The following is a 26,467-nucleotide window of genomic DNA, read 5'->3' as shown; positions in this document are numbered from 1 at the left end:
TGGACTTGAACTGTCGATACGACTATCCTTGAAACAATGTTTGACGGGATTTAACAGTGAGCCATATTGCTATGCACACTCATCTTAATCGGGTCCAGACATTCCTGGCCGTGGTCGATTTTGGTTCTTACACCAAGGCTGCCAATTACCTGAGTATCAGCAAAGCCATGGCCAGCCTGCATGTCAAGGCGCTGGAGGACGTGCTGTCAGCGACGTTGTTGATTCGGAATACCCGAAATATATCCCTCACCGAAATCGGTCAGGACTTTTATGAAGAATTCAAAGGTATTGTCGCGGATATCGATAACGCCTTCGATAATGTATTAAAAGGGCATAATCGGGTGTCCGGCAAGTTACGCTTCAGTTCCACCAGTGAATACGGCGAGGCCTATATTCTTCCGTTGATACCGCAATTTATAGAGCGCTATCCGGAAGTAAAAATCTGTTATAACTTCAACTCGTCACTCAATGATCTGGTGGCGGAAAAGTTAGACCTGGTCATCCGTTTAGGCAACTTGGCGGACTCGGCTTTCAAGAGTCGTAAACTGGCGGATTATGAAATTGTCCTGGTGGCTACCGAGACGTTTCTTGCACGTCACCCGGTGCAGAGTCCTCAGGACCTGAATTCGGTGCCATGGATCGCCAACAGCAACCTGCAGGCACCGACCCAGTGGGCGTTGCGCCATCCGCAATTGGGGGCTGTCGAGATCAACGGGATCAATCAGTTTGAATCCAATTCTTCCACGGCCATCCGCTCCATGACGTTGTCGTCGCTAGGCGTCTCGGTGCTGCCCGCGTGGGTGGTCAAGGACGACATCGCCAGCGAGCGGCTGATCCGGTTGTTGCCCGACTATTCGCTGCCCTCGCAGTCCGTCAACGTGGTGTTTCCCAACAGCCCGCATTTGCCCCACAAATCGAGGGTGTTCATTGATTTCCTGTTGCTGCATCTGGGGCAGTAAGCACCTACAAAAAAGCCCCTGAATCGTGAGATTCAGGGGCTTTACTTTAACCAGATTGCCGATCAGGCCGCTTCGATCTTGCTGCGGTTCTGCTCGACCTTGTTCAGGTAATCCTTGAGCTTGTCCTGTTCCGCCGGGGTGGTGAACAGCCCCAGCTTGCTGCGGCGCCACAGGATGTCGTGCGCGGTGGTCGCCCACTCTTCGCTGCACAGGTAATCGACTTCGCGGGTGTAGAGCCCGCCGCCGATGTGTTCGCCCATATCGCCGAGATTCTGTACGCCTTCCAGCATGCGCCAGGTGCGGCTGCCGTAGGTGGTGGCCCAGCGGCGGGCAATTTCGGTCGGCACCCAGTCGAATTTGTCACGGATCAAGGCGCACAAGGCTTGCGGGGTGGTCATGTCTTCACCGCCCGGCAGGGTGGCGCTGGCGGTCCAGCTTGGCTTGATGTCCTTGAAGTACGGAGCCAGTTGCGCCAGCGCCGACTCGGCCAGTTTGCGGTAGGTGGTCAGCTTGCCGCCGAACACCGATAACAGCGGCGCTTCTTCACCGGTGCCCGACAGCGCCAGGGTGTAGTCGCGGGTAACGGCCGACGGGTTGTCGGACTCGTCGTTGCACAGCGGACGAACGCCGGAATAGCTGTGCAGGATATCGTCGCGGCTGATGCGTTTCTTGAAATGGGAGTTGACCACTTTCAACAGGTAGTCGGTTTCGCCTTCAGTGATCGCAACTGCAGCCGGATCGCCGGTGTACTCGCGGTCGGTGGTGCCGATCAGGGTGAAGTGGTTCAGGTACGGAATGGTGAAAACGATGCGCTGATCTTCGTTTTGCAGAATGTGTGCGTGTTCGCCTTCGTACAGTTTCGGCACGATCAGGTGGCTGCCCTGGATCAGACGGATGCCGTACGGCGATTCCATCTTCAGGTCGTCACGAATGAACTTGGCGACCCAAGGGCCGGCGGCGTTTACCAGTGCCTTGGCGCGGATCGAAAACAGACTGCCATCGGCGCGTTCCAGATGCAGGTGCCACATTCCCTTGGTGCGGCGGGCGCTGACGCAACGGGTTTGGGTGTGAACGTGGGCGCCTTTTTCGCGGGCGGCCATGGCGTTCAGTACGACAAGACGGGCGTCATCGACCCAGCAATCGGAGTATTCGAAGCCTTTGGTGATTTCGCTTTTCAGCGGGCTGTCCGGGCCGAACTTCAGGCTTTTCGAGCCTTCGAGTTTTTCCCGTTTGCCGAGGTTGTCATAAAGGAACAGACCGGCGCGGATCATCCACGCCGGACGCAGGTGTGGGCGGTGCGGCAGCACGAAGCGCATCTGTTTGACGATGTGCGGGGCCTTGGCCAGCAGCACTTCGCGTTCGGCCAGGGCTTCGCGCACCAGACGGAATTCGTAATGTTCAAGGTAGCGCAGGCCACCGTGGATCAGCTTGCTGCTGGCCGACGAGGTGTGGCTGGCCAAGTCGTCCTTTTCGCAAAGAAACACCGAAAGACCGCGACCGGCGGCATCCGCTGCGATCCCCACGCCATTGATCCCGCCACCGATGACGGCGATATCGTAGATCTCAGCGAGAGGGGGCGTAGGCAAGGTAGAAGTGGGCATCGGCTAGCCTCGGGCTTTTATGATTTTCTGTATTGGAATTCGAACATTAATGTTCATTTGCGAAAATGGTAGCCCATAAAGTCGCCCACAGCCAGTTAACTTCGATTGAAAATACTGATCGAAGGGCCGTGAAAGGAAAATTTTCGAACATTGAAAGAATGAAGAGGGGAGATTTGCTGCGGCTTCTGTAGGAGCATGGCTTGCCCGCGATGGCGTACTCGAGGCCGCCATCGCCGGCAAGCCGTGCTCCTACAGGTTGTTTAACCGCTTCCGCGGTTAAACAACCTCCAACCGAATCTTGTGCTGACTCAGCAACTGCGCCAACGCCGGCACCGGCTGCTGATCGGTCACCAGGCAATCAATCAAGCTGATCGGCCCCAGACGAATCATGGCGTTGCGCCCGAATTTGCTGGAATCCGCTGCGAGGATGACCTGTCGGGCATTGGCGATGATCGCCTGGGACACCCGAACTTCCTGATAGTCGAAGTCCAGCAGACTGCCGTCTTCATCGATACCGCTGATGCCGACCAGGGCGAAATCAACTTTGAACTGGTTAATGAAGTCGACACTGGCCTGACCGACCACGCCACCGTCGCGCCGCACGTTGCCACCGGTCAGCAGGACATCGAAGTCGTCCTTGGCGCTGAGCATCGAAGCCACATGCAGGTTGTTGGTGATGATCTTCAGGTGATTGTGATTGAGCAACGCCCGGGCGATGGATTCGGTGGTGGTACCGATATTGATGAACAGCGAGGCGTGATCGGGGATTTGAGCCGCAATGGCTTCACCGATACGCTGCTTTTCATCACGCATCTGATCGGCACGCATGGCGTAGGCGGTGTTTTCGACGCTGGAATCGTAGGCTGCGCCGCCGTGGTAGCGACGCAACAAATTAGCTTCCGCGAGCTGATTGATATCGCGGCGGATGGTTTGCGGTGTAACGACGAACAGCGTAGCCATTTCCTCGATGCTGACATAGCCGCGTTCGCGGACCAGTTCGAGGATTTGCTGCTGACGGGGAGGCAGATTCATGGGGCTTCCTTTGGGCTGCCGTGCAAAATTTGCCCATGATGCCGCAGGAATCTGCTCCCTACCAGTTACATACCGATACGAATACTCAGCTCGGCTTATTCAGCGCCTTCATGCGGTTCCCAATCGCGGGTACGGCTGACGGCTTTTTTCCAGCCGGCGTAGAGTTTTTCTTTCGCGGTTTCATCCAGGGTCGGTTCGAATTCGCGCTCGATCACCGCCTTGCCGCGCAACTCATCCAGGCTGCTCCAGAAGCCACATGCCAGACCGGCCAGGTAAGCCGCGCCCAGTGCGGTGGTTTCGCGCATTTGCGGACGCTCGACCTGAGTGCCGAGGATGTCAGCCTGGAACTGCATCAGGAAGTTGTTCGCCACCGCACCGCCGTCGACACGCAGGGATTTCAAGCGTTCGCCGGAATCCTGTTGCATGGCGTCGAGAACATCGCGGGTCTGGTAGGCAATCGACTCAAGGGCTGCACGAATGATGTGATCCACGCGTACGCCGCGAGTCAGACCGAACAGCGCGCCACGGGCATACGGGTCCCAGTACGGAGCGCCCAGACCGGTGAAGGCGGGTACCAGGTACACGCCGTTGCTGTCCTTGACCTTGTTGGCGAAGTATTCGGTGTCGTGGGCGTCGTTGATGATTTTCAGTTCATCACGCAGCCATTGAACGGTGGAGCCACCGTTGAACACAGCACCTTCCAGTGCGTAAGCCACTTCGCCGCGCGGGCCGCAAGCGATGGTGGTGAGCATGCCGTGCTTGGATTTCACGGCTTTGTCGCCGGTGTTCATCAGCAGGAAGCAGCCGGTGCCGTAGGTGTTTTTCGCCTGGCCTGGCTCGACGCACATCTGGCCGAACAGGGCCGCTTGCTGGTCGCCCGCGATACCGCCGATGGCTATGCCGCTTTTGGTGTGGCCGTAGATTTCCGACGAGGATTTAACTTCTGGCAGCATCTCGCGCGGAATATCCAGCACCTCCAGCATCTTCGCATCCCACTCCAGCGTGTGGATGTTGAAGAGCATGGTGCGCGAGGCGTTGGTGTAGTCGGTGACGTGCACCTTGCCGCCGGTAAATTTCCAGATCAGCCAGCTGTCGATGGTGCCGAACAACAGTTCGCCTTTGCGCGCACGTTCGCGGCTGCCTTCGACGTTGTCGAGGATCCATTTGAGCTTGGTGCCGGAGAAGTACGGGTCGGTAACCAGGCCGGTGGTGTCGCTGATGTATTGCTCGTGACCGTCGCGCTTGAGTTGCTGGCAGATCTCGGTGCTGCGGCGGCACTGCCAGACGATCGCGTTGTAGATCGGGCGGCCGGTGGTCTTGTCCCAGACCACGGTGGTTTCGCGCTGGTTGGTGATGCCGATGGCAGCAACCTGGTCGTGATGCAGGCCAGCTTGAGCCAGGGCCTCGACCATCACGGCGCTTTGGGTGGCGAAGATTTCCATCGGGTCGTGTTCGACCCAACCGGCTTGCGGGTAATGCTGTGCGAATTCGCGCTGGGCGGTGCAGACCACGTTCGCGTCGCGGTCGAAAATGATCGCGCGGGAGCTGGTCGTACCCTGATCGAGGGCAATGATGTAGTTCTTATTCTGAGTGTCGGTCATGTCGATTGCCTTGGACGAAAAAAGGGAGAGAGGTCCGGCGCGTGATCTGATGGGCAGGATCACACGCCAACGGTATCAAGAAGTTCTTGGTTTGCCGTCAATGGCCGGTGCTGCGTCCTTTGTAGCAGGTAGGGCACTGGGCAGATGACGGGCAATCAGCCCGCGATACGCTGCAGCACCGAGGCAGGCACCGACAATCGGTGCAAAAACCGGAATCAGGAAATACGGGATATCGCGCCCACCGGTGAAGGAAATTTCACCCCAGCCAGCGAAGAAAGTCATCAGTTTAGGACCGAAGTCGCGCGCCGGGTTCATCGCAAAACCGGTCAGCGGACCCATCGAACTGCCAATCACGGCAATCAGCAGGCCGATCAGCAGCGGGGCGAGCGGACCCTTTGGCAATCCATTGTTGTCGTCGGTCAGGGACATGATCACGCCCATCAGGATGGCAGTGATGATCACCTCAACCAGGAAGGCTTGTGCCGTGGTCAAGGCCGGGTTGGGGAAGGTGGAGAACACCGACGCCAATTCGAGGCTGGCCTGAGTACCACGAACCATATGGTGAGTTTGTTCGTAATCGAAGAATAAATTGCTGTACAGCGTGTAAACCAACAACGCTCCACAGAAGGCACCAGCGATCTGGGCGAGAATATAGAACGGCAGTTTGCGCTTTTCGAAGTCAGCGAAAATGCTCAAGGCAATGCTGACGGCGGGATTGAGATGAGCCCCGGAAACGCCAGCAGTCAGGTAGATCGCCATGCTCACGCCGACCCCCCAGATGATACTGATTTCCCAGAGGCCGAAGCTGGCACCCCCGACCTTGAGCGCGGCAACGCAGCCTGTACCAAAAAAGATCAGCAGCGCAGTGCCCAGGAATTCGGCCATGCATTGGCTTGAGAGCGACGGTTGTTGTAAAGCAGTTGTCATTGAAAACCTCGTTTTTGTTGTTGTCTGGCGCTTTTTCATCATGGTCAAAGCGCGATTTTCACCGAGGCAGGATCCCCATCCTGTTCTCGGCCTACTGCTGGGTGCTGCGATAGGAGCATTCGTACAGTATTCAGATTCGAAAAAATATAGACAAGAAACGCTGCTGTCAAAGGTCGAAAATGAACCATCGGTCACAATCGAACTATTAGTCACGTGAATGACCGCATCGTTCACGCGGCAGGTCGAAGGTGGACGAACGGCATAAGGCGCCGCCAAGCCTTTGAAATAGTGCCGCAATAGAGCCTTTTACTGATCAATGACCTAGAATCCAGCGCAGTATTTTTCTACTGCCGCCCAGTCTGGAGCTGTCATGACCCCCGCATTGGATTTGTTGAAAAAAGTTCGTGCCGAACATCGCGTGCACAGTTACGAACATGATCCGAAGGCAGCGTCCTACGGGCTGGAGGCCGCGGAAAAGTTGGGATTGGACCCGACGCAGGTGTTCAAGACTTTGCTGGCGGCCAGCGAGAAAGGTGAATTGCTGGTGGCCGTGGTGCCGGTCGTCGGAAGTCTGGACTTGAAAGGCCTGGCTCATGCAGCGGGCGTGAAAAAAGTCGAAATGGCCGATCCTGCCGCTGCGCAACGATCCACCGGTTATCTCTTGGGTGGCATCAGCCCGCTGGGACAGAAAAAGCGCTTGCGCACCTTTATCGATAATTCAGCTCAACCTTTCGCTAGCATTTTTGTCAGCGCGGGGCGACGAGGGCTGGAAGTCGAATTGGCACCCGCGGTGCTGGCCGAACATACCCAGGCGACGTTCGCTGATATCGGCCGTGCCTGACGCGGACTATCAGCCCGGCGCTGTATGGTGGAAATTTACGGGCTCTGTCACTGGTGCCGGGTTGTCGGCGGCTTCATGCTCCGTGACCTGACAAAGGGAGAAGGTTATGCAGCTTGAGTTTCATCAGGTCGATGCGTTCAGTGATCGGCCGTTCAGTGGCAACCCGGCGATGGTCTATCGCCTCGATGCCTGGCTTGCCGATGAGTTGATGCAGAAGATCGCCGCCGAGCACAACCTCGCCGAAACCGCTTTCGTGGTGCGCGAAGGGCAGGGCTGGCACATCCGCTGGTTTACCCCGACCACCGAAGTGCCGTTGTGCGGTCATGCAACCCTGGCCAGTGCTTATGTTCTGTTTGAAATCTACAAAGAGCCGGTCGAGCGACTGGACTTCGTCTGCAAGTCCGGCCCGCTCAGTGTGAGTCGTGAGGGTGAGCGCTTGTGGCTGGATTTCCCGGCGCTCATTCCGTCGGAAGTGGGCGTGACCCTGGATGTCGAGCGCGCGCTCGGTGTGGAAGCGGTTGATGTGCTGGGGTCGAACGAGTTGTTCGTGGTGCTGGAATCCGAGCAGGCGGTACTCGAATGTCAGCCGGACATGGCGGCGCTGGCGAAGCTGCCCTGGCCGGGGGCAATTGTCACGGCCAGGGGCAGTAAGCATGATTTTGTTTCCCGCTACTTCGCGCCGGCGATCGGTATCAACGAAGACCCGGTGACCGGTTCCACCCATTGCAGCCTGATCCCGTACTGGTCGAAACGTTTGGGCAAGTCGAGCCTGACGGCTTGTCAGCGTTCGGCTCGAGGCGGGGAGTTGTTCTGTCGGTTGGAAGGGGATCGGGTGAAAATCGGCGGGAATGCGACGCTCGTTGCAAGCGGAACGCTGATGCTGGGTTGATGCTGATCTTTGTAGGAGCAAAGCTCGCTCGCGATGAACGATGACGCGCTGCATCAGCTAAATCGCGGCGATGCTATCGCGAGCAAGCTTTGCTCCTACAGATTCAGGTGTCAGTGGGCGCTGCTGTAGCGGCGCACACCGGATTCGACGGCCGGAATCTGCGCCGCCGTACTGCCCGACGCCTGAAACAGCACCAGGTGTTCAGCCGCGACACGAATGCCGACCTCTGAACCCACCTGATGATCGGCATGGCTCGGGAAAATCGACTCCAGCTGCGCGCCGGTCGGTAACTGCAAGCGATACAAGGTGGACGCACCCTGGAAAGACTTGCCGACAATCCGCGCCTTCAGCGTGCTGTCCGGTGCATACACGATATCGTCCGGACGCAGCAACACATCCACCGCACCGCCAACCGGCCAGGTGTAGGCACGATTACCGCGTAACTCACCCAGTTCGGTCTGCACCGACTCGGGGCTGCTCAGCTGACCGCGAATGAAATAACCCTGGCCGATGAAACTGGCCACAAACGGCGTCAGCGGTTCGTGATACAGGTTGTAAGGCGTGTCCCACTGCTCCAGGCGACCTTCTTTGAACACCCCCACATGATCGCTCACTGCGAAGGCCTCTTCCTGGTCGTGGGTCACCAGAATCGCGCTGGTACCACGAGCCTTTAGGATATCGCGCACCTCATGGCTGAGCTTGCGTCGCAGCTCGCCATCAAGGTTGGAAAAGGGTTCGTCGAGCAGCAGCAGTTGCGGTTCCGGCGCCAGGGCGCGGGCCAGTGCGACGCGCTGCTGTTGACCACCGGACAGCTCATGGGGGAAGCGTTTGCCGAGGTTTTTCAGGTTGACCAGTTCCAGCAACTCTTCGGTGACGCGATCCTTTTGCGGGTGCTTGCGGATCCCGAAGGCGATGTTCTCGGCCACGCTCAAATGCGGAAACAGTGCGTAATCCTGGAACACCATGCCGATCCGGCGTTTCTCCGGGGCGAGGGTGAAGCCGGCGCGGGAGATTGTCTCGCCCGCCAACTGGATTTCACCTTCGTGTACCGGTTCGAAACCGGCAATCGCCCGCAGGGTAGTGGTTTTACCGCAACCCGAAGAGCCCAGCAGGCAACCGATGTCGCCGGCATTCAAATGCAGGTTGAGGTTCTGCACGACGCGCTGGTCTTGATAGCCGCAGGCGAGGTTGCGCAGGTTCAGCAGTAATGGATGGCTCATGCGTGGTGATACGCCGGCTCGACGAGAAACTCGAGCAGGGCCTTTTGTGCGTGAAGACGGTTTTCGGCTTGATCCCACGCGACGGAGCGCTGGTCATCGAGCAGGTCGACGCTGATTTCCTCGCCACGGTGGGCCGGCAGGCAGTGCATGAACAGCACGTCCGGTGCGGCCAGGTCGAGCAGGGCGCGGTTGACCTGGAACGGCGCGAACAGCTTCAGGCGCTTGGCGGTTTCCTCTTCCTGGCCCATGGAGGTCCAGACGTCGGTGCTGACCAGGTGGGCGCCGCGTACGGCATCCTTCGGATCGCGGACGATGGTGACCCGATCACCGGCCTTGGCCACGAACTCAGGGTTGGGTTCAAAGCCTTCCGGGCAAGCGACGCGCAACTGGAAGTCGAACTGGATCGCCGCTTCTATATAGCTGTTGCACATATTGTTGCCGTCACCGATCCAGGCCACGGTTTTGCCCTGGATCGAACCGCGGTGTTCGAGGAACGTCTGCATGTCGGCCAGCAGCTGGCACGGATGCAGGTCATCGGACAGGCCGTTGATCACGGGCACGCGGGAGTTGGCGGCGAATTCGGTCAGGGTGCTGTGGGCAAAGGTACGGATCATCACGGCGTCGAGCATGCTCGACATGACGATCGCGCAGTCGCCGATCGGCTCGCCACGACCCAGCTGGGTGTCGCGTGGCGACAGGAAAATCGCCTGGCCACCGAGCTGGATCATGCCGGCTTCGAACGAAATTCGGGTGCGGGTCGAGGATTTCTCGAAAATCATCCCGAGCACGCGGTTTTTCAGAGGCTCGAACAGTACGCCGCGGTTACGCAGGTCTTTGAGCTCAACGCCTCGACGGATCACGCTGACCAGCTCTTCGGGCGTGCAATCCATCAGGGAGAGAAAGTGCCTTGCGCTCATCATTGACTACCTTTTTGCAACAGACCGCAGATACTCAAAGCCTTGTTTAACTGAAAAACGGGCGAGACCTGCGGCGTAAGCCGCACGGGGCGACGAAATAGGGGAAGGCGCGATCTTATAATTAAATGTCGCGTCTTACCAATAGGGCTACGGTTTTTAGGGGATTTCAGAGGGGCTACGGGATGACCGCAGTAGCGCTTTTGAAGCCTGTTTCCTGACAGCAGCCCGTCATTTGTACACCGGGGTCACGGGGCTTTGCAATCAAACGGGGCGGGGAAGGCATAGCAACGGTCGGTTTCTGACCTGTCATTCGAAACATTTGTACTCAGGATTGAGGGATGTGTCTGGTCTGAAACATTTGCTAATGCAAAGTGGCGGGTTATAACTAACGCACGAACGACGCAGGAAGCCTTCGGAATGGAATCGAAAGAACGACAGTTAATGGAATTACTCGGCCTCACGGCTCGCTCGCTGACCCACCTCACCGCGTCCATGACTTCGATGTCCTTCGAGTTGATGCGCAGTGAAGACGAAGTGACCAAGGCTGCCGGCCGACGGATGATCGACCGCATGGCAACCATCAGCACCGGGCTCGACGAGCACTGGCGGCTGATCGGCGAACTCACCGGTGTTCATCTCGCTCAAGAGCAGATCGAAACTGTCCAGGAGATCCAGTTGCAGACGCCGCCGAGGCTGCCGCCGAACTGATCCCCAGCGGTCATCGGCTGGCCTGATGGCCGCCGATTCACAAGACGAACGTCGCTGGCGCAGCAGTGGATCTGGCGCCATAGTTTTGTTCCCGCGGCCGATATTGCCCGCCCAGAACAAGACAGAGACTGGCCATGACCAAGACTCTCCATCACCGTGCGTGCCACTTGTGTGAAGCCATCTGCGGCCTGACCATCGAAACCACCGAGGTCGAAGGCGCGGTGCAGATCACTTCGATCAAGGGTGACGCTCAGGATACATTCAGCCGCGGGCACATCTGCCCCAAGGCCGTCGCCCTGCAAGATATTCAGAACGATCCGGATCGTCTGCGTCAGCCGATGCTGCGTGTCGGCAGTGAATGGCAACCCATTGAGTGGGAAGACGCCTTCAGCCTTGTAGCCGAACGTCTGGCGGCGATTCAGGAGCGTCATGGGCAAAACGCGGTGGCGGTGTATCAAGGCAACCCCAGCGTGCACAACTATGGGTTGATGACTCACAGCAATTACTTTCTCGGCCTGTTGAAAACCCGCAACCGGTTTTCCGCGACCTCAGTCGACCAATTGCCCCATCACCTGACCAGCCATTTGATGTACGGCCACGGTTTGCTGTTGCCGATCCCGGACATCGATCACACCGATTTCATGCTGATCCTCGGCGGCAATCCGATGGCCTCCAACGGCAGCATCATGACCGTGCCGGATGTTGAGAAGCGCTTGAAGGCCATTCAGGCCCGCGGCGGCAAAGTGGTGGTGGTCGATCCGCGCCGCAGCGAAACGGCGGCGATTGCCGACCAGCATCTATTCGTGCGCCCCGGTGGCGATGCGGCGTTGTTGTTCGGACTGCTCAACACGTTGTTCGCTGAAGGCCTGACCCGCGACAGTCATTTGCCGGTGGACGGTCTGGATGAGGTGCGGGAGGCGGTCGCGAATTTCACCGCCGAGGCCATGAGCCCACTGTGCGCGGTGCCCGCCGAACAGATCCGCCAACTGGCGCGGGACTTTGCGGCGGCGCCGACGGCGGTCTGCTACGGCCGCATGGGCGTCTCGACCCAGGCGTTCGGCACCTTGTGTCATTGGGTTGTGCAGTTGATCAATCTGGTCACCGGTAATCTCGATCGCGTAGGAGGTGCGTTGTGCACCGAACCGGCGGTGGATTTGGTGGCGTCCACCTCAGGTGGGCATTTCAATCTGTGGCAGAGCCGGGTTTCCGGGCGTCCTGAATATGGTGGAGAACTGCCGGTGTCGGCGCTGGCCGAAGAGATGCTCACCGAAGGGGAAGGGCAGGTCCGCGCGCTGATTACCGTGGCGGGTAATCCGGTGCTGTCGACGCCCAATGGCCGACAGCTGGAACAGGCGCTGGACGGTTTGGAGTTCATGGTCAGCATCGACCTGTACATCAATGAAACCACGCGTTATGCCGACCTGATTCTGCCGTCCACCTCGGCCCTGGAAAACGATCATTACGACACGACTTTCAATATGTTTGCGGTGCGTAACGTCAGTCGATTCAACCGCGCTATCCTGGCCAAGCCCGAAGGTGCGTTGCATGACTGGGAGATTTTCGTGGGGCTGGCCAAGGCCTTTGCTGCGAAGACTGGCATGGAACTGAAACCGACGGTCCCGCCAGCGCAGATGATCGACCGTGGCTTGCGGATGGGGCTTTATGGCGACGCTTCGGAGCACAAGCTATCGCTGGCGACGTTGTTTGATCACCCTCACGGTGTCGATCTTGGGGCATTGAAATCCAATCTGGCTCCACGTCTGAAAACGGCTAATCAGCGAGTCCAGGCCGCGCCTGCCGCGATCCTTGCGGACCTCGTGCGCTTTGCGGCATTGAAAGCGCCGGCTTTTGATGAGTTGCTGATGATTGGCCGCCGTCATGTGCGCAGCAACAACTCGTGGATGCACAACTATCACCGCCTGGTGAAGGGCAAGCCGCGCCATCAATTGCTGATGCACCCGGATGACCTGGCCAGCCGTGGGCTTAACGACGGGCAGCGAGTGCGGGTCAGTTCGCGGGTCGGTGAGATCGAAGTTGAAGTGCTCGGCAGTCTGGATATGATGAAAGGCGTGGTTAGCCTTCCGCACGGTTGGGGCCATGCGCGGCCGGGTGTGCAGATGACCATTGCCAGCGGTCAGCCGGGCTCCAGCGCCAATGACTTGACCGACGAGTGTCAGCTCGATGAGTTGTCGGGCAATGCGGCGTTGAACGGTGTGCCAGTGACCGTGGCGGCGGCTTGATCAAGTCTGTCGGGGAGACCGAGCAGGGTGCTCGGGTTTCCGTTACAATGCGCCACCGTGCCGACCCCTGAGTCGGAAAGTTCAGCCGAGGTGTTCCATGGATATCATCGAAACGATTAAAGAGCAGATTGCTAACAACACCATTCTGCTTTACATGAAAGGCTCGCCGAATGCCCCGCAGTGTGGCTTCTCCGCGAAAGCCGCGCAGGCCGTGATGGCGTGTGGTGAAAAATTTGCTTACGTGGACATCCTGCAGAACCCGGAAATCCGCGCCAACCTGCCAAAATACGCCAACTGGCCAACCTTCCCGCAACTGTGGGTTGGCGGTGAGCTGGTCGGCGGTAGCGACATCATGACTGAGATGGCTGCAGACGGTTCGCTGCAAACCACCATCAAGGCTGCTGTCGAAGCTGCTGCTGCAAACAAGACCGAAGCCTGATCCGCTCTTTGTAGGAGCCGAGCTTGCTCGCGATGCGGGCGCCGCGGTTTAGCAAGAACACCGCGTCATCGTTCATCGCTGGCAAGCCATGCTCCTACAAGAGCAGGCATAAAAAAGCCCCGCCTCTTTAAAAGAGCGCGGGGCTTTTTATTGTCTCGAGTTTAGCGGGCGCTAACTTACTCTTCGCCCATCTGCGATTGCAGATAGTTCTCAAGACCGACTTTATCGATCAGACCCAGTTGGGTTTCCAGCCAGTCGATATGTTCTTCTTCGGATTCAAGAATATCTTCAAGCAGTTCACGGCTACCAAAGTCGCCAACGGTTTCGCAATGAGCGATAGCCACTTTGAGATCCGCATGACCAGTGCGTTCGATACGCAGGTCGCACTCAAGCATTTCCTTGGTGTGTTCGCCGATCTGCAGCTTGCCCAGGTCCTGGACGTTCGGCAGCCCTTCAAGGAACAGAATGCGCTTGATCAGCTTGTCCGCGTGCTTCATCTCGTCGATGGATTCGTGGTATTCGTGCTTGCCGAGCTTGTTCAGGCCCCAATCTTCGTACATGCGTGCATGCAGGAAGTATTGATTGATCGCGACCAGCTCATTGGCAAGGATTTTGTTGAGATGCTGGATGACTGTAACGTCGCCTTTCATGATGGGGTCCTGCCCTAAGTAGCTGTCTATAAGGCAGAGTTTGAGCCGCGTAATTAAGAGTGTCAAACCTAAGTTATTGAAACTTAAGTGAAAATTAATCGGAATAAGAATGTTTGTGTTCCGCGTCTAGAGCGTAAGCGATTGATTTTCAGACATAAAAAAACCGGACATCAAGTCCGGTTCTTTGAAATACGTTATTTACGCGGCAGTAAATTCTACAGGGTAGGGAATCGCGGCCTGGGCCGATTGCAATTTGGTCAGGGTTTCGCGGACCACTTCCTTGGCAAGGCAGGCACATTTGCCGCATTGGCTAGCTACGCCGGTGGCCTGACGGACTTCCTTATAGCTGCAGCAACCTTCATAGATCGCTTCGCGGATTTGACCGTCGGTGACGCCAGTGCAGAGGCAAACATACATAAGTGAAAACCGTCGCTGGTTGTGACTCAATTGCGATGGATCTTAATGTTAACGAGAATGATTGTCAAAGTGGTTTCTGAAAGCTTTGCTCAGGGCTGACGAACGGTTTCCCCTCAGCGTCGATCACGAGGAAAACCTGTCGATAGCATTTCCCCTGACAAAAAAACCGTTAAGGACAGGGCAAAAACGCAGTGTATGATTGCCGGTCCTTATGAAGCGGGTTCGTGTCACAGGGCTGTCGCCTGAAGGTGGCAGGCTGGCGCAAACCCGGAACTTCACGTTTTTACACCAGGAGATATCCAATGAGCGTACTCGTAGGCAAACAAGCCCCAGACTTCACCGTACCGGCCGTACTCGGCAATGGCGAAATCGTAGACAGCTTCACCCTGTCGTCGGCCATCAAAGGCAAATACGGCCTGGTGTTCTTCTACCCACTGGACTTCACCTTCGTTTGCCCGTCCGAGCTGATCGCTCTGGACAACCGCATGTCTGACTTCAAGGCACGCAACGTTGAAGTGATCGCCGTTTCGATCGACTCGCACTTCACCCACAACGCCTGGCGCAACACCCCGGTCAACAATGGTGGTATCGGCGAAGTTCGCTACACCATGGCTGCCGACCTGAAGCACGAAATCGCCAAGGCCTACGACGTTGAGTCCGAAGGCGGCGTGGCTTTCCGTGGCGCGTTCCTGATCGACGACAAAGGCGTTGTCCGTTCGCAGATCATCAACGACCTGCCGCTGGGCCGTAACATTGAAGAGCTGATCCGTCTGGTCGACGCTCTGCAATTCCACGAAGAGCACGGCGAAGTTTGCCCTGCCAACTGGAAAAAAGGCGACAAAGGCATGACCGCTTCGACCGAAGGCGTCGCGGCTTACCTGACCGAGAACGCTGCCGCGCTGTAAGGCACGTTTGAGGCATAAAAAAACCGGCCGTTGAGGCCGGTTTTTTTATGGGTGGGATAAACCCAACGATCAGTCGTTGTAGTCTTCCCAGCCGCCCATTTGTTTCCAGCGATTGACGATGCCGCAGAACAGCTCGGCCGTCTTCTCGGTGTCGTAGCGAGCCGAGTGGGCCTCACGACCGTCGAAGTCGATGTCGGCTGCCGAACAGGCCTTGGCCAGTACGGTTTGGCCGTAAGCCAGACCGGCCAGGGTCGCGGTATCGAAGCTCGAAAACGGATGAAACGGGTTACGTTTCATGTCCAGGCGTGCAACAGCGGCGTTGAGGAAACCCAGATCGAAGCTGCTGTTGTGCCCGACCAGAATCGCCCGTTTGCAACCGTTGGCTTTCAGAGCCTTGCGGATGCCGCGGAAGATGTCGGTCAGCGCTGCTTCTTCACTCACTGCCATGCGCAGCGGGTGATCGAGTTTGATTCCGGTAAATTCCAGAGCGGCTGCTTCGATGTTCGCGCCTTCAAAAGGCTCTACGCGAAAGAAGTAGGTGTGGTCGGGGTACACAAACCCTTTTTCGTCCATGCCGATGGTGGTTGCGGCAATTTCCAGCAAGGCGTCAGTGGCAGAGTTGAAACCACCGGTTTCAACGTCGACAACGACTGGCAGGTATCCACGGAAGCGCTCAGCCATCGGGTGGCGCGAACCACCTCCGCCGCCTTGACCGTCCTGTTCGTCGTCGAAATGGTCTTCACTCACGCGTGTTCCTCCAGCAGGCGCCAGCGCAGTTTTTCACCGGCGCGCAGCGGGATTACGGTCAGCTCGCCAAATGGCAGGCTGGTTGGGGCGGTCCACTCTTCGCGGACCAGGGTGATGCGATCGGTGTTCACCGGCAGGCCGTAGAAACGAGGGCCGTTCAGGCTGGCGAAGGCTTCGAGCTTGTCCAGCGCGTTGCGCTGTTCGAAGGCTTCGGCATACATCTCGATCGCTGCATAAGCGGTGTAGCAACCGGCACAACCGCAAGCGGCTTCTTTGGCGTGCTGGGCATGGGGCGCCGAGTCGGTGCCGAGGAAGAACTTGTCGCTGCCGCTGGTGGCGGCGTCGAGCAGGGCTTCCTGATGGGTGTTGCGCTTGAGGATCGGCAGGCAATAGAAGTGCGGCCGAATCCCGCCCACCAGCATGTGGTTGCGGTTGTACAGCAGGTGATGCGCGGTGATGGTCGCGCCAACATTGGCCGAAGCCTCGTTGACGAACTGCACGGCGTCGGCGGTAGTGATGTGTTCGAACACCACTTTGAGGCTCGGGAAGCGCTCGACCACACGACGCATGTGCTCATCGATGAAGAATTTTTCGCGATCGAACACGTCGACATCGCCACGGGTGACTTCGCCGTGAACCAGCAAGGGCATTCCGACTTCGGCCATGGCCTCAAGTGCAGGGAAAATCTTGTCGATGCTGGTGACACCGGAGTCCGAGTTGGTGGTCGCGCCGGCCGGGTACAGCTTGGCGGCGTGAATGAAGCCGCTGGCCTTGGCCTCGCGAATTTCTTCAGGCTGGGTGCGATCGGTCAGGTACAGCACCATCAACGGTTCGAAGCGGCTGCCGGCCGGGCGTGCAGCGAGAATCCGCTGGCGATAGCCGTCGGCTTCAGCGGTGTTACGCACCGGAGGTACCAGGTTGGGCATGATGATGGCGCGACCAAAGGTGCGCGCGACATCCGCGACTGTATTGGGCAACACAGCACCATCGCGAAGATGAATATGCCAGTCGTCGGGACGCAGCAGGGTCAGGCGGTCGGACATGAGGGGATTCCAGGCGGGTCAAACTGAGGGGAATGCTACCGGAAAAGACTCTTGCAGGCACTCGCTATCAAGTTTTGCTGGAAGCTTCCGATATCCAACAGGTATGCCGTAAACATCTGTGTGTCGGTCTTTTTGTTGTAGAAGCCAGTGGAGCCTCCCGTGCGCCAGCGTTATTTAGCCTTGCTCAGCGTGTTTGCCAGCCTTCCTGCGATGGCGCTCACTTTCCAGACCCGTCTGGAGAGCATCGAGTGGACGGTGGAAGGAGACAAGTTCGAGTGCCGCCTGACTCAGCCGATCACCGATTTCGGTTCGGGTGAGTTCGTGCGCCGCGCTGGCGAGCAAGCGACGTTTCGACTGAAGGCCTATAACTCGATGATCGGCGGCGGTTCGGCGACCTTGCTGGCGGCCGCAGCGCCTTGGCAGCCGGGGCGTGGCGACATCAACCTCGGTTCTGTGCGAATCGGCAGCGGCAATGTGTTGTTCAACAGTTCGCAAGTTCAGGCCGGCCGCTTGATCAGTGGTCTGATGGATGGTCGCAGTCCGGTCGTTCGGCATTACTCGGGCGATGGCCGGGTGTCGGAAGTGCGTCTGTTACCAGTCAAGTTCAGCAAGGCGTTTAACGATTATCAGGGCTGTGTGGCGAAGCTGCTGCCGAAGAATTTCGAGCAGGTTAAACAATCGAAGATCGGCTTCCCCGGCGAGGGCATCGATCTCGACGCGCAGGCCAAGGCTCAATTGCAAGTGATGCTGGAGTTCATGAAGGCCGACCCGACGGTCAACCACATCGAACTCGATGGCCACTCCGACAACAGCGGCAACCGCCTGACCAACCGTGACCTGTCGCGGCGTCGGGCCCTGGCCGTCATGGAGTTCTTCAAGGCCAACGGCGTTCAGGAATCGCAGATCACCGTGCGCTTTCACGGCGAGCGTTATCCATTGGCGCCCAATATCAATTCCGCCAACCGGGCGAAGAACCGTCGGGTCAATGTGCACCTCGCGCGTGTTGCGCCCACCGAAAAGCCGGCCTCTCAGGCCACTGCATCGGCGAGCGCCGCGTCGACCTCCTGAACCCGCTGTAATCGTCGCTCACTCGACATAATCTGTCGCTTCGTCGTCATAAGCTGTCGCGCCTCTGTAAATTATCCTGCATGAGCGGTAGACTTGACGGCTTTCCGTAGAACCCCGTGGAGTGATGGCATGGCGGACGTAAACAAGGTCGTTCTGGCGTATTCCGGCGGCCTGGACACTTCGGTGATCCTCAAGTGGCTGCAGGATACTTATAACTGTGAAGTCGTGACCTTCACCGCTGACCTGGGTCAGGGCGAAGAGGTCGAACCTGCACGCGCCAAGGCACAGGCCATGGGCGTGAAAGAGATCTACATCGACGACTTGCGCGAAGAATTCGTGCGCGATTTCGTTTTCCCGATGTTCCGCGCCAACACCGTTTACGAAGGCGAGTACCTGCTGGGTACTTCCATCGCTCGTCCGTTGATCGCCAAGCGCTTGATCGAAATCGCCAACGAAACCGGCGCTGACGCCATTTCCCACGGCGCTACCGGCAAGGGCAACGACCAGGTTCGTTTCGAACTGGGCGCCTACGCGTTGAAGCCAGGCGTGAAAGTGATTGCTCCGTGGCGTGAATGGGACCTGCTCTCCCGTGAAAAGCTGATGGATTATGCTGAAAAGCACAACATCCCGATCGAGCGTCACGGCAAGAAAAAATCCCCGTACTCGATGGATGCCAACCTGCTGCACATCTCCTATGAAGGCGGCGTGCTGGAAGACACCTGGACCGAGCACGAAGAAGACATGTGGAAATGGACCGTCTCCCCGGAGAAGGCTCCAGATAAAGCGCAATACCTGGAACTGACCTACCGCAACGGCGACATCGTTGCACTGGACGGCGTCGAAATGACCCCGGCTACCGTGCTGGCGACCCTGAACCGTATCGGTGGCGAACACGGTATCGGCCGTCTCGACATCGTTGAGAACCGTTACGTGGGCATGAAGTCCCGCGGCTGCTACGAAACCCCTGGCGGCACCATCATGCTGCGCGCTCACCGTGCGATCGAATCGATCACCCTGGACCGCGAAGTGGCTCACCTCAAAGACGAGCTGATGCCTAAATACGCCAGCCTGATCTACACCGGTTACTGGTGGAGCCCTGAGCGTCTGATGCTGCAACAGATGATCGATGCGTCCCAGGCCCACGTGAACGGCGTTGTGCGCCTGAAGCTGTACAAGGGCAATGTGATCGTCACCGGTCGCAAGTCCGACGAATCGTTGTTCGATGCCAACATCGCGACCTTCGAAGAAGATGGCGGCGCCTACAACCAGGCCGACGCGGCGGGCTTCATCAAGCTCAACGCCTTGCGCATGCGTATTGCTGCGAACAAAGGCCGGAAGCTTTTCTGAGATCTTTGAAACCGTAGTGGAACGACCGTAGTGGAACGACGTTAATAGAGTTGTGGCCTTGTCGGTGACAAGGCCACAATTTCTGAATAGGGGGGAGTTTTCCTGCCGGACATCGTGTTATCAGCGCTCTTTTTGTATCTGTAATACCTTCCTTCTGTTTCCTCTCTCTGAATGCTCTTCAGGCGTTACCTGCTGCGTGTCAGGTAAAAAGAGTGATCAAGAATCGTCAGACCGCGTGAATTCAAATTGTAAGCAATGCAGAGCGTTGGGTTGTTGCGATTCTTTGCCTGTTTTGATTGCTTGCTTGCACTTTCCTTCAGTAGTGCCTCCGAATCGATACAGGTGAGAAATACAATCACTTGTGCAGGGCTTCCCTGTGGGTGCCGGTTTTTTTCAATCCATGCACCGAATTCCATTTTCTTGTTTAGCCACCGCGCATCGACGATGTGCAGGTTTTTTAGCTGCTCGGCCATGCAAATGTGCTGTAGAGCCGAGAGGCCCGTCTGAATATCGATCCGGGCAGGAGGGTCCTTCAGGTTATCGGGTCGCTGACCGCGTTCAGCGTTGTCCATCACTTTTATAAAATGCTTTCCCTTGCCGTAATCGGATGGCGCGTACAGCGACCGATAGTTGAAGTTGAGTGTGGCGAAGAAAAGAAAAAGCAAATAAAAAGGGAAACTGATCAGGAACCAGATATAGAACTCCCGTTCCTTATTGTCGAGAAAGGGCAGTGATACGGCGGCCGATGTTTCAGAAATAGCGGCAAATATTGCAATAACTGTCATGGGGTTGATGATTTTCTTCTTTGATTTGATCATGTTTTTTGCTCGTTGGAATATTGTTTTTTCTCGGTTGATTAATGGTTTTGGTTTTCGTTTTGCTAACTAGGTGGTCGGTGTTTGTATTTGTAAGGTACTCCTTTTAAGTTTTAGATTTCGAAGGTTTGATAGTAGCGGTGTTGAATGTGCGGCGGGTACCTCTGTTGTTGGGTTTTAGACGTTGTAGGGTTGAGTTTGTTGTTGAAGTGTTGCCTGATGTGATTTTTTATTACATTCTTGATGTGCGGTGTTTGTGGTATGGGGTTTCAAGTGGTAAATATCAGTTACTTTTAAGGGTAGCTCAATAGTCAGTATTTGTTGGATCTCTTGCTGCAAACCCTGTTACTTGGTTTTCTGGTTGTAAACAGAAACAAAAAACTGCGGATAATCGAAATGTTTTCAGGTTGATAAAACGTTTGCCCCCGCAGTATTTTTGGGAATTTTGTAAGATTATTCTTTAATGTCTGTAGGGAATGTCTCTCGGTGTGGGTGGCCGAGGGGGGCGGCATGCCATGGGTGAAACGACTAGGCTATCGTGCGGGCTCTAAAAATTCGAACAGCGAAAATTGGACTTGCCCATGAATAAAGTGCTGATCGTGGATGATCACCCCGTCATTCGTCTTGCGGTACGTATGCTAATGGAACGTCACGGCTACGAAGTTATTGCAGAGACAGATAATGGCGTGGATGCGTTGCAACTTGCCCGTGAGCATATGCCGGATATTGTCATCCTGGATATTGGAATACCGAAACTGGATGGGCTGGAAGTCATTGCGCGTCTGACATCGACAGCGATGCCCATGAAAGTGCTGATATTAACTTCCCAGGCGCCTGGGCATTTTTCCATGCGTTGCATGCAATCCGGTGCCGCAGGGTATGTCTGCAAACAACAGGATCTCACTGAGTTGCTCAGTGCAATAAAGGCAGTATTGTCGGGCTACAGTTACTTTCCGAATCAAGCCTTGCATACCGTACGTTCCAGTTTGGGGAACGCCAGTGAAGCCGATATGGTGGATCGACTGTCGGGACGGGAGATGATGGTCTTGCAACAATTGGCCCGAGGCAAGACCAACAAGGAGATCGCCGATGGAATGTTCCTCAGCAATAAAACCGTTAGTACTTACAAGACTCGTCTGTTGTTGAAGCTCAATGCTCGCTCCTTGGTCGACCTGATCGAATTGGCTCAACGCAACGGTCTGGTGTGACTGTCTCAGCGTTTGACAAGGCGCGATGAGCGGGGGGTATCAGGGGTCGGCACTTAGTAAAAAGCCTCCGTTTCGGGAGGCTTTTAGGTGTCATAGGTCAAAATCGTAATCGGCCAATTGCTTTTGCAGTCGGCGCTCCTCCAGCAGGTTATCGATGGTACGGCGTTTGCTCAGGTTGGTCTTCGCCACTTCAACCACCGGTTCAGCATCATCAGCCTCAACAGGGGTGAAGTCGTCTTCTACGTCCAATTGCTCTTTGCCAGTGCTCATAGTGTTACTCCAGGCTAAGACTGCCTTTGGCGCTCCTTATATCGATAAACTCCCGGCGGGTAAAAAAGATTTTTTCAATCGATAAATCGAAAAACCTAATAGCGCCTCAATCGTCGGATGTCTTGTGCTTGTATTCGCACAAGTCTTCGATCCGGCAACTGCCGCAGCGAGGCTTGCGAGCAAGGCAAACGTAGCGTCCGTGGAGGATCAGCCAGTGATGGGAGTCGAGCAGATATTCTTTCGGCACGAACTTCATGAGTTTTTGCTCAACCTCGACCACATTTTTGCCTGGAGCTATGCCGGTACGATTGCTGACCCGGAAAATATGCGTGTCCACGGCCATGGTCAGCTGACGGAATGCGGTATTGAGCACCACGTTGGCAGTCTTGCGGCCGACGCCGGGTAACGCTTCCAGCTCTTCACGGGTTTGCGGCACTTCGCCTCCATGACGCTCCATCAGCAAGCGACAGGTCTCGATCACGTTTTTCGCTTTGCTGTTGAACAGGCCGATGGTCTTGATGTATTCCGACAAGCCTTCGACACCCAGGGCATAGATCGCCGCCGGTGTATTGGCCACCGGGTAGAGCTTGGCGGTGGCCTTGTTGACGCCGACATCGGTCGACTGCGCCGAGAGAATCACGGATATCAGCAATTCGAACGGCGAGGAGTAGGCCAGTTCGGTCTTCGGTTCCGGGTTGTCTTCGTGAAATCGGCGAAAAATTTCCAGACGTTTTGCGGCATTCATGGGCAGTGCGTTTCCTCGAAGGCGGTCAGTGAGAGGGCGTCGAGCGGGTCCAGGCCTGACGTGCGGCGATCAGCAGTCCCAGCAGAATGAATCCACCAGGGGCCAGGGTGGCCAGGTGCAAACCACCGTCGGCGGTCAGTACCCAGCCTTGCCAGTCCACTTGCGCAGTGCCGGCCAACCATGGCAGATGGCTACCGAATGTTCCGTTGCCGATGAATTCGCGCAGCACGCCAAGGCCCGCCATCAACGCGCCGAACAGGCCACATAGGCGCAGGCGATCACGCCAGGCGCTCTGGAGAAAACCGGTGTGTTCCAGCACAACGCATTGCAAGGCAATCAATCCTGCATAGAACCCTACAAGTTGGTGCCATTGCAGCGACCAGACTTGCGCGGCGAGTTCCGCGCAGCTGGTCAGCGTGGCCGCCAGCATGACGCTGGCAAGCAAACGTGTCTGCGGGACAAGTCGGGATCGCAACGCGCCCATGCTCACTCCAAAGGCACTGATCACCACGATGAACATCAGCCACAAGCCCAGAGCGGACACCAATGAATCCGAGGCACCGATCAGCGGTGCAAGCATCAGTGAATTCTGCAGCGTCGATGACTTATTCATGTGCGCTGCTCCCGATCAACTGTTGCTGATGTTCGTCGAAGTAGCGCAACGCGTCATGGATGGCGTTGATGACCGCTCTCGACGTAATGGTCGCGCCCACCATTTGATCGAATTGTCCCTGATCCTTTTTCAAGGCCCAGCCATTGTCGGCAGGGTCGGTTCGGGACTTTCCGGAAAAAACCTGAAGCCAGGCATTGGGCCAGTCGGCGAGTCGACCGCCCAGCCCCGGAGTTTCCGATTGCTTGAGCGTTTTGACGCCCAGCACCTTGCCGCTTGCGCCGATGGCGATCAGCAATTCGATGGAACCCTCGTAGCCCAGGGTTTGGCTGCGCAGCAACACGGCGCTGGGCTGGCCTGTCTTGGTCGCCAGGTAGCCACCCAGCAGCGTGCTGTTGGCCAACCCAGTGTTTTCCAGGATGAGCGACTGTTCCAGCGGCTGATTGTCGTAGCTTTCAGCAGGGAGCAAGTCCAGCAGGTTACGACTGTCGATCAGGCGCTGTTCGGCCGCAATGCGCGGCGCGCTGGTGTGCTGCACGAGGTAAGTCGCGCCAATCCCCAGGCCTGCCAACAACACCAGGATCACAACGCTCGACGCTCGGCTCATGGCGCACCCCGTTCCAGTCTGGAGGCGGCAAACCGCTCCAGCGCCGGCACACAGAGGTTCATCAACAGCACGGCAAAGGCTACGCCGTCCGGATAACCACCCCAGGTACGAATCAGGTACGTCAGTAGCCCGACGCCCGCGCCGAACAGTAGTCGCGCGCCGGGGCTTTTTGCGCCGGACACCGGTTCCGTGACGATGAAGAATGCACCCAGCATGCTCGCGCCAGTGAGCAGATGAAACAACGGCGAGCCATGGGAGTCGGAGCCCGAGCCGTTCCAGCACAGCAGGCTGATGATGAACAGGCTGGCGAGCATGCCGACTGGCGCATGCCAGCTGAACACCCGTCGTTGCAGCAGAAACGCACCGCCCGCCAGAAAGGTCAGGTTGACCCATTCCATGCCTCGGCCGCCGAAATGACCGAACGCCGGGTTAGCGGCAAATAGTTCATCCATGGTCAGGCTATTGTTGATCCGCAGGCTGTCCAGCGCTGTGGCCTGAACCCACGCATCTGGCGTCTGCCCGAGGCTGAACCCGAACACCTGCTGCAAGCCGCCGATCAGGTCCAGCCCATGGGATGACGGCCAGTGGGTCATCTGTTGGGGAAAGGTCACCAGCACCAGGGCGAAGCCCAGCATTGCCGGGTTGAACGGGTTCTTGCCAACGCCGCCATACAGGTGTTTGCCGAACACCATCGCGAACGCCGCGGCACAGACCGTCAGCCACCACGGGCAGTAAGGCGGCAAGGCCAGAGCCAACAGCGTCGCGCTGACCAGCGCACTGCCGTCGCTCAAGGTCGGCTTGAGCGGTTGCTTGCGCAAGCGCAACACGGTCGCTTCAACGGCCAGTGCGGTAACACCCGTCAGAATCAGGTTGATCAACACGCCCCAGCCATACAGCCAGAAAAACACCAGCATCCCCGGCACGGTGGCCAGCAATACCAGCTTCATGGCCTGCTGAAGGCGCTCGTCGACTGACTCAAGGGGCTGCATAGGCATCTACCTGACGCTCGGCTTCATTCACCGCGAGTTCCAGGGCTTCGATCTGCTCAGCCGACGCTTCGCTGGCTTGGGCTTTCTTGAGTTCGGTGCGGCGCATGGCTAACTGGATCTTTGCCCGATTCAGCTGTGCATTTTTCGCCGGAGCGACAGGCGTCGGGGCTGGCGGTGCGGTACTTTCCAGTTTCGCCAACGCCTGTTCGGCAATCTCGAATTGCTGTTGCAGGACGATCAATTGCGACTGCTGTTCGAAAGTCGGCGGATGCCCGAACGCCTTGAGGGACTTGTTCAGTTGCGCCCGACTCATCGCCAGATCGATCTTGGCCTTTTTCAGCGCGGCATCCGCATTCGCTGCCTTCTGTGCGCGGACTCGCTCAAGAGCGGCCTGAACCGGATCGAGTGTCGCTACTTCGTTGTGCTGGATGGCGCGTTGGGCTCGGGCCTGACGTTCGGCGATTTTCTGTTCTTCTTCACGACGCAGGCGAGCGTTGCGCTGTTCGAATCGGCGCCGCGCGTGATCGCGCTTGGCCTTCCGGGCGCGTTGTTCCTCAAGGCTGAACGCCAGACCGCCGACAATCGGTAGCACCGTGGCCAGCGGCAACGGTCGCATCTCGATGCAGTCCACCGGGCAGGGCGCCACGCACAGGTCGCAACCGGTGCATTCATCGACGATCACCGTGTGCATCAATTTCGCCGCGCCGACAATGGCATCCACCGGGCAGGCCTGGATGCACTTGGTGCAACCAATACACTCCGCCTCACGAATGTAGGCGATCTGCGCAGGGGCCGAACCGCGACTGACGTCCAGTTCCAGCACCGGCACTTTCAACAGCTCGGCCAGGGCGGCGATGGTTTCGCTGCCGCCCGGCGGACATTTGTTGATCGGTTCGCCGCTGGCAATGCCTTCGGCGTACGGCTTGCATCCGGGATGGCCGCACTTGCCGCATTGGGTCTGCGGCAAGAGGGCGTCGATGCGTTGAATCAGACTCATGTTTTGATCAGTCCGCTGAATCCGAGAAAGGCCACTGCAATCAGTCCGGCGCCGATCAGGTCGATCGGCAGGCCGCGAAAGGGCAGGGGGATATCATTTTCGATGGTGCGTTGGCGCAGGTCGCTGAACAGGCTCAGTACCAGCCAGAAGCCCAGGCCGGCACCCAGGCTCAGGGCCATGGCGTGGAAGAAGCCTTTGTCGTCCTGAGCGTTGAGCAGTGTCAGGCCGAGTATGCCGGCGTTGCCCAGCAGCAGGGGCCAGAGGCCATCGAACGCAAGCTTTGGAAGTGGCCGGGAAAGCACTTTCAGCAGCGGGCCAATCAGTAGAACGCTTAATGGCAGGAACACGAAAAGGCGCAGCGACGTCAGCTCCATTGGGACCAGCAACCAACGGTAGGCCGAGTAGGCCACCGTGCCGACGATCAGCATCAAACATGCCGTCGCAAGGCCCAGCGCGTGGACTTGTCGGTGTTCGTTGCCCAGCAGTGGATCGACGCCCAGCGGCCAGTGCAACACGAGGTTGTTGATCAGGGCAGTGCTGATAAGCGTAAGAACAATTTCGGTCATGATCGTGCCGGCAAGAACGGGGCTTTTTAACGGAGCGGTCTAAAAAGCTTAGGCATTATCCGGCAAGGACGGAGGGTGGGCCAGACATGAAAATCCCACAGTCGCGCCA

28 protein-coding genes are annotated in these 26,467 nt (G+C 57.4%); 10 read left to right on the top strand and 18 right to left on the bottom strand.

Annotated features, from left to right (window positions below):
- The first annotated feature begins 71 nt into the window (after nt 1-71).
- Nucleotides 72-959, top strand: a complete 888-nt coding sequence (locus tag CKW16_RS28310; protein ID WP_095132557.1) for a LysR family transcriptional regulator — start codon at nt 72-74, stop codon at nt 957-959.
- A gap of 62 nt (nt 960-1,021) precedes the next feature.
- Here CKW16_RS28310 and glpD read toward each other — a convergent pair whose 3' ends face one another.
- The 4 genes from glpD to CKW16_RS28290 form a co-directional block, all read right to left on the bottom strand.
- A complete protein-coding gene (gene glpD, locus CKW16_RS28305) occupies nt 1,022-2,560 on the bottom strand; it encodes a glycerol-3-phosphate dehydrogenase (RefSeq protein WP_095132555.1) in 1,539 nt (512 codons plus the stop codon).
- A gap of 276 nt (nt 2,561-2,836) precedes the next feature.
- A complete protein-coding gene (locus tag CKW16_RS28300) occupies nt 2,837-3,592 on the bottom strand; it encodes a DeoR/GlpR family transcriptional regulator (protein WP_007916700.1) in 756 nt (251 codons plus the stop codon).
- A 95-nt stretch (nt 3,593-3,687) separates the two neighbouring features.
- Nucleotides 3,688-5,193, bottom strand: coding sequence for a glycerol kinase GlpK (gene glpK, locus CKW16_RS28295; RefSeq protein WP_095132553.1), 1,506 nt, complete (start codon nt 5,191-5,193; stop codon nt 3,688-3,690).
- 75 nt (nt 5,194-5,268) lie between these two features.
- A complete protein-coding gene (locus CKW16_RS28290) occupies nt 5,269-6,120 on the bottom strand; it encodes an MIP/aquaporin family protein (RefSeq protein WP_095132551.1) in 852 nt (283 codons plus the stop codon).
- Between the two features lie 370 nt (nt 6,121-6,490).
- Here CKW16_RS28290 and ybaK point away from each other — a divergent pair, with 370 nt between their 5' ends.
- Together ybaK and CKW16_RS28280 are read left to right on the top strand one after the other, a co-directional pair.
- The gene (ybaK, locus tag CKW16_RS28285; RefSeq protein WP_095132549.1) at nt 6,491-6,961 is read left to right on the top strand and encodes a Cys-tRNA(Pro) deacylase; all 471 of its coding nucleotides are present in this window, start codon (nt 6,491-6,493) and stop codon (nt 6,959-6,961) included.
- Nucleotides 6,962-7,067: 106 nt separating this feature from the next.
- Nucleotides 7,068-7,850, top strand: a complete 783-nt coding sequence (locus tag CKW16_RS28280; RefSeq protein WP_095132547.1) for a PhzF family phenazine biosynthesis protein — start codon at nt 7,068-7,070, stop codon at nt 7,848-7,850.
- 110 nt (nt 7,851-7,960) lie between these two features.
- Here CKW16_RS28280 and CKW16_RS28275 read toward each other — a convergent pair whose 3' ends face one another.
- A complete protein-coding gene (locus CKW16_RS28275) occupies nt 7,961-9,070 on the bottom strand; it encodes an ABC transporter ATP-binding protein (RefSeq protein ID WP_095132544.1) in 1,110 nt (369 codons plus the stop codon).
- On the bottom strand, nt 9,067-9,987 hold the full coding sequence (argF, locus tag CKW16_RS28270) for an ornithine carbamoyltransferase (protein ID WP_033053690.1): 921 nt from the start codon (nt 9,985-9,987) through the stop codon (nt 9,067-9,069). The genes CKW16_RS28275 and argF overlap by 4 nt, the downstream gene beginning before the upstream one ends.
- A gap of 417 nt (nt 9,988-10,404) precedes the next feature.
- On the opposite strand from argF, the gene CKW16_RS28265 reads away from it, so the two are divergent.
- The 3 genes from CKW16_RS28265 to grxD all read left to right on the top strand — a co-directional run bounded on the left by CKW16_RS28265 (nt 10,405) and on the right by grxD (nt 13,374).
- The gene (locus CKW16_RS28265) at nt 10,405-10,695 is read left to right on the top strand and encodes a hypothetical protein (protein WP_095132541.1); all 291 of its coding nucleotides are present in this window, start codon (nt 10,405-10,407) and stop codon (nt 10,693-10,695) included.
- A gap of 134 nt (nt 10,696-10,829) precedes the next feature.
- Nucleotides 10,830-12,935, top strand: a complete 2,106-nt coding sequence (locus tag CKW16_RS28260) for a molybdopterin oxidoreductase family protein (protein WP_095132538.1) — start codon at nt 10,830-10,832, stop codon at nt 12,933-12,935.
- A gap of 97 nt (nt 12,936-13,032) precedes the next feature.
- Nucleotides 13,033-13,374, top strand: coding sequence for a Grx4 family monothiol glutaredoxin (gene grxD, locus CKW16_RS28255; protein WP_007943565.1), 342 nt, complete (start codon nt 13,033-13,035; stop codon nt 13,372-13,374).
- Nucleotides 13,375-13,550: 176 nt separating this feature from the next.
- Here the strand turns inward: grxD and bfr are convergent, their stop codons facing one another.
- Nucleotides 13,551-14,024 carry a bacterioferritin gene (gene bfr, locus CKW16_RS28250; protein WP_056742015.1) on the bottom strand — a complete coding sequence of 158 codons (474 nt, stop codon included), beginning with the start codon at nt 14,022-14,024 and terminating at the stop codon, nt 13,551-13,553.
- A gap of 198 nt (nt 14,025-14,222) precedes the next feature.
- Nucleotides 14,223-14,441: a bacterioferritin-associated ferredoxin gene (locus tag CKW16_RS28245; RefSeq protein ID WP_008155585.1), complete on the bottom strand. Its 219-nt coding sequence runs from the start codon at nt 14,439-14,441 to the stop codon at nt 14,223-14,225.
- Nucleotides 14,442-14,743: 302 nt separating this feature from the next.
- Between CKW16_RS28245 and CKW16_RS28240 the strand changes: the two genes are divergently transcribed.
- On the top strand, nt 14,744-15,346 hold the full coding sequence (locus CKW16_RS28240; RefSeq protein WP_064679479.1) for a peroxiredoxin: 603 nt from the start codon (nt 14,744-14,746) through the stop codon (nt 15,344-15,346).
- A gap of 69 nt (nt 15,347-15,415) precedes the next feature.
- On the opposite strand, the gene rnt is transcribed toward CKW16_RS28240, so the two are convergent.
- Nucleotides 15,416-16,093 carry a ribonuclease T gene (gene rnt, locus CKW16_RS28235; RefSeq protein ID WP_046047091.1) on the bottom strand — a complete coding sequence of 226 codons (678 nt, stop codon included), beginning with the start codon at nt 16,091-16,093 and terminating at the stop codon, nt 15,416-15,418.
- Nucleotides 16,090-17,136: a dihydroorotase gene (pyrC, locus tag CKW16_RS28230; RefSeq protein ID WP_056742014.1), complete on the bottom strand. Its 1,047-nt coding sequence runs from the start codon at nt 17,134-17,136 to the stop codon at nt 16,090-16,092. The genes rnt and pyrC overlap by 4 nt, the downstream gene beginning before the upstream one ends.
- A 159-nt stretch (nt 17,137-17,295) precedes the next feature.
- On the opposite strand from pyrC, the gene CKW16_RS28225 reads away from it, so the two are divergent.
- Together CKW16_RS28225 and CKW16_RS28220 are read left to right on the top strand one after the other, a co-directional pair.
- On the top strand, nt 17,296-18,204 hold the full coding sequence (locus CKW16_RS28225) for an OmpA family protein (RefSeq protein ID WP_095132535.1): 909 nt from the start codon (nt 17,296-17,298) through the stop codon (nt 18,202-18,204).
- A 129-nt stretch (nt 18,205-18,333) separates the two neighbouring features.
- Entirely contained in the window at nt 18,334-19,551 is a 1,218-nt protein-coding gene (locus CKW16_RS28220; protein WP_007898502.1) for an argininosuccinate synthase, read from the top strand.
- A gap of 185 nt (nt 19,552-19,736) precedes the next feature.
- On the opposite strand, the gene CKW16_RS28215 is transcribed toward CKW16_RS28220, so the two are convergent.
- Entirely contained in the window at nt 19,737-20,369 is a 633-nt protein-coding gene (locus tag CKW16_RS28215; RefSeq protein WP_095132533.1) for a hypothetical protein, read from the bottom strand.
- Between the two features lie 578 nt (nt 20,370-20,947).
- On the opposite strand from CKW16_RS28215, the gene CKW16_RS28210 reads away from it, so the two are divergent.
- Nucleotides 20,948-21,574, top strand: coding sequence for a response regulator transcription factor (locus CKW16_RS28210; protein WP_008155570.1), 627 nt, complete (start codon nt 20,948-20,950; stop codon nt 21,572-21,574).
- Nucleotides 21,575-21,664: 90 nt separating this feature from the next.
- Here the strand turns inward: CKW16_RS28210 and CKW16_RS28205 are convergent, their stop codons facing one another.
- The 7 genes from CKW16_RS28205 to CKW16_RS28175 all read right to left on the bottom strand — a co-directional run bounded on the left by CKW16_RS28205 (nt 21,665) and on the right by CKW16_RS28175 (nt 26,358).
- On the bottom strand, nt 21,665-21,844 hold the full coding sequence (locus CKW16_RS28205) for a PA3496 family putative envelope integrity protein (protein WP_007898493.1): 180 nt from the start codon (nt 21,842-21,844) through the stop codon (nt 21,665-21,667).
- A 106-nt stretch (nt 21,845-21,950) separates the two neighbouring features.
- Entirely contained in the window at nt 21,951-22,589 is a 639-nt protein-coding gene (gene nth, locus CKW16_RS28200) for an endonuclease III (protein ID WP_033057477.1), read from the bottom strand.
- 25 nt (nt 22,590-22,614) lie between these two features.
- Nucleotides 22,615-23,202, bottom strand: a complete 588-nt coding sequence (locus tag CKW16_RS28195) for an Rnf-Nqr domain containing protein (RefSeq protein WP_095132531.1) — start codon at nt 23,200-23,202, stop codon at nt 22,615-22,617.
- Nucleotides 23,195-23,806: an RnfABCDGE type electron transport complex subunit G gene (locus tag CKW16_RS28190; RefSeq protein WP_095132529.1), complete on the bottom strand. Its 612-nt coding sequence runs from the start codon at nt 23,804-23,806 to the stop codon at nt 23,195-23,197. The genes CKW16_RS28195 and CKW16_RS28190 overlap by 8 nt, the downstream gene beginning before the upstream one ends.
- Nucleotides 23,803-24,795, bottom strand: coding sequence for an RnfABCDGE type electron transport complex subunit D (locus tag CKW16_RS28185; RefSeq protein WP_095132528.1), 993 nt, complete (start codon nt 24,793-24,795; stop codon nt 23,803-23,805). The genes CKW16_RS28190 and CKW16_RS28185 overlap by 4 nt, the downstream gene beginning before the upstream one ends.
- Complete coding sequence (rsxB, locus tag CKW16_RS28180) at nt 24,782-25,792, bottom strand: electron transport complex subunit RsxB (protein WP_095132526.1); 1,011 nt, start codon at nt 25,790-25,792, stop codon at nt 24,782-24,784. Before rsxB ends, CKW16_RS28185 begins: the two co-directional genes overlap by 14 nt.
- Entirely contained in the window at nt 25,789-26,358 is a 570-nt protein-coding gene (locus CKW16_RS28175) for an electron transport complex protein RnfA (protein ID WP_095132523.1), read from the bottom strand. The genes rsxB and CKW16_RS28175 overlap by 4 nt, the downstream gene beginning before the upstream one ends.
- Nucleotides 26,359-26,467 lie beyond the last annotated feature (109 nt).

Origin of the sequence: Pseudomonas sp. Irchel s3h14 (assembly GCF_900187425.1) — a bacterium.
Taxonomy (GTDB): domain Bacteria; phylum Pseudomonadota; class Gammaproteobacteria; order Pseudomonadales; family Pseudomonadaceae; genus Aquipseudomonas.
This window is presented reverse-complemented; position numbering and strand designations above follow the sequence as displayed.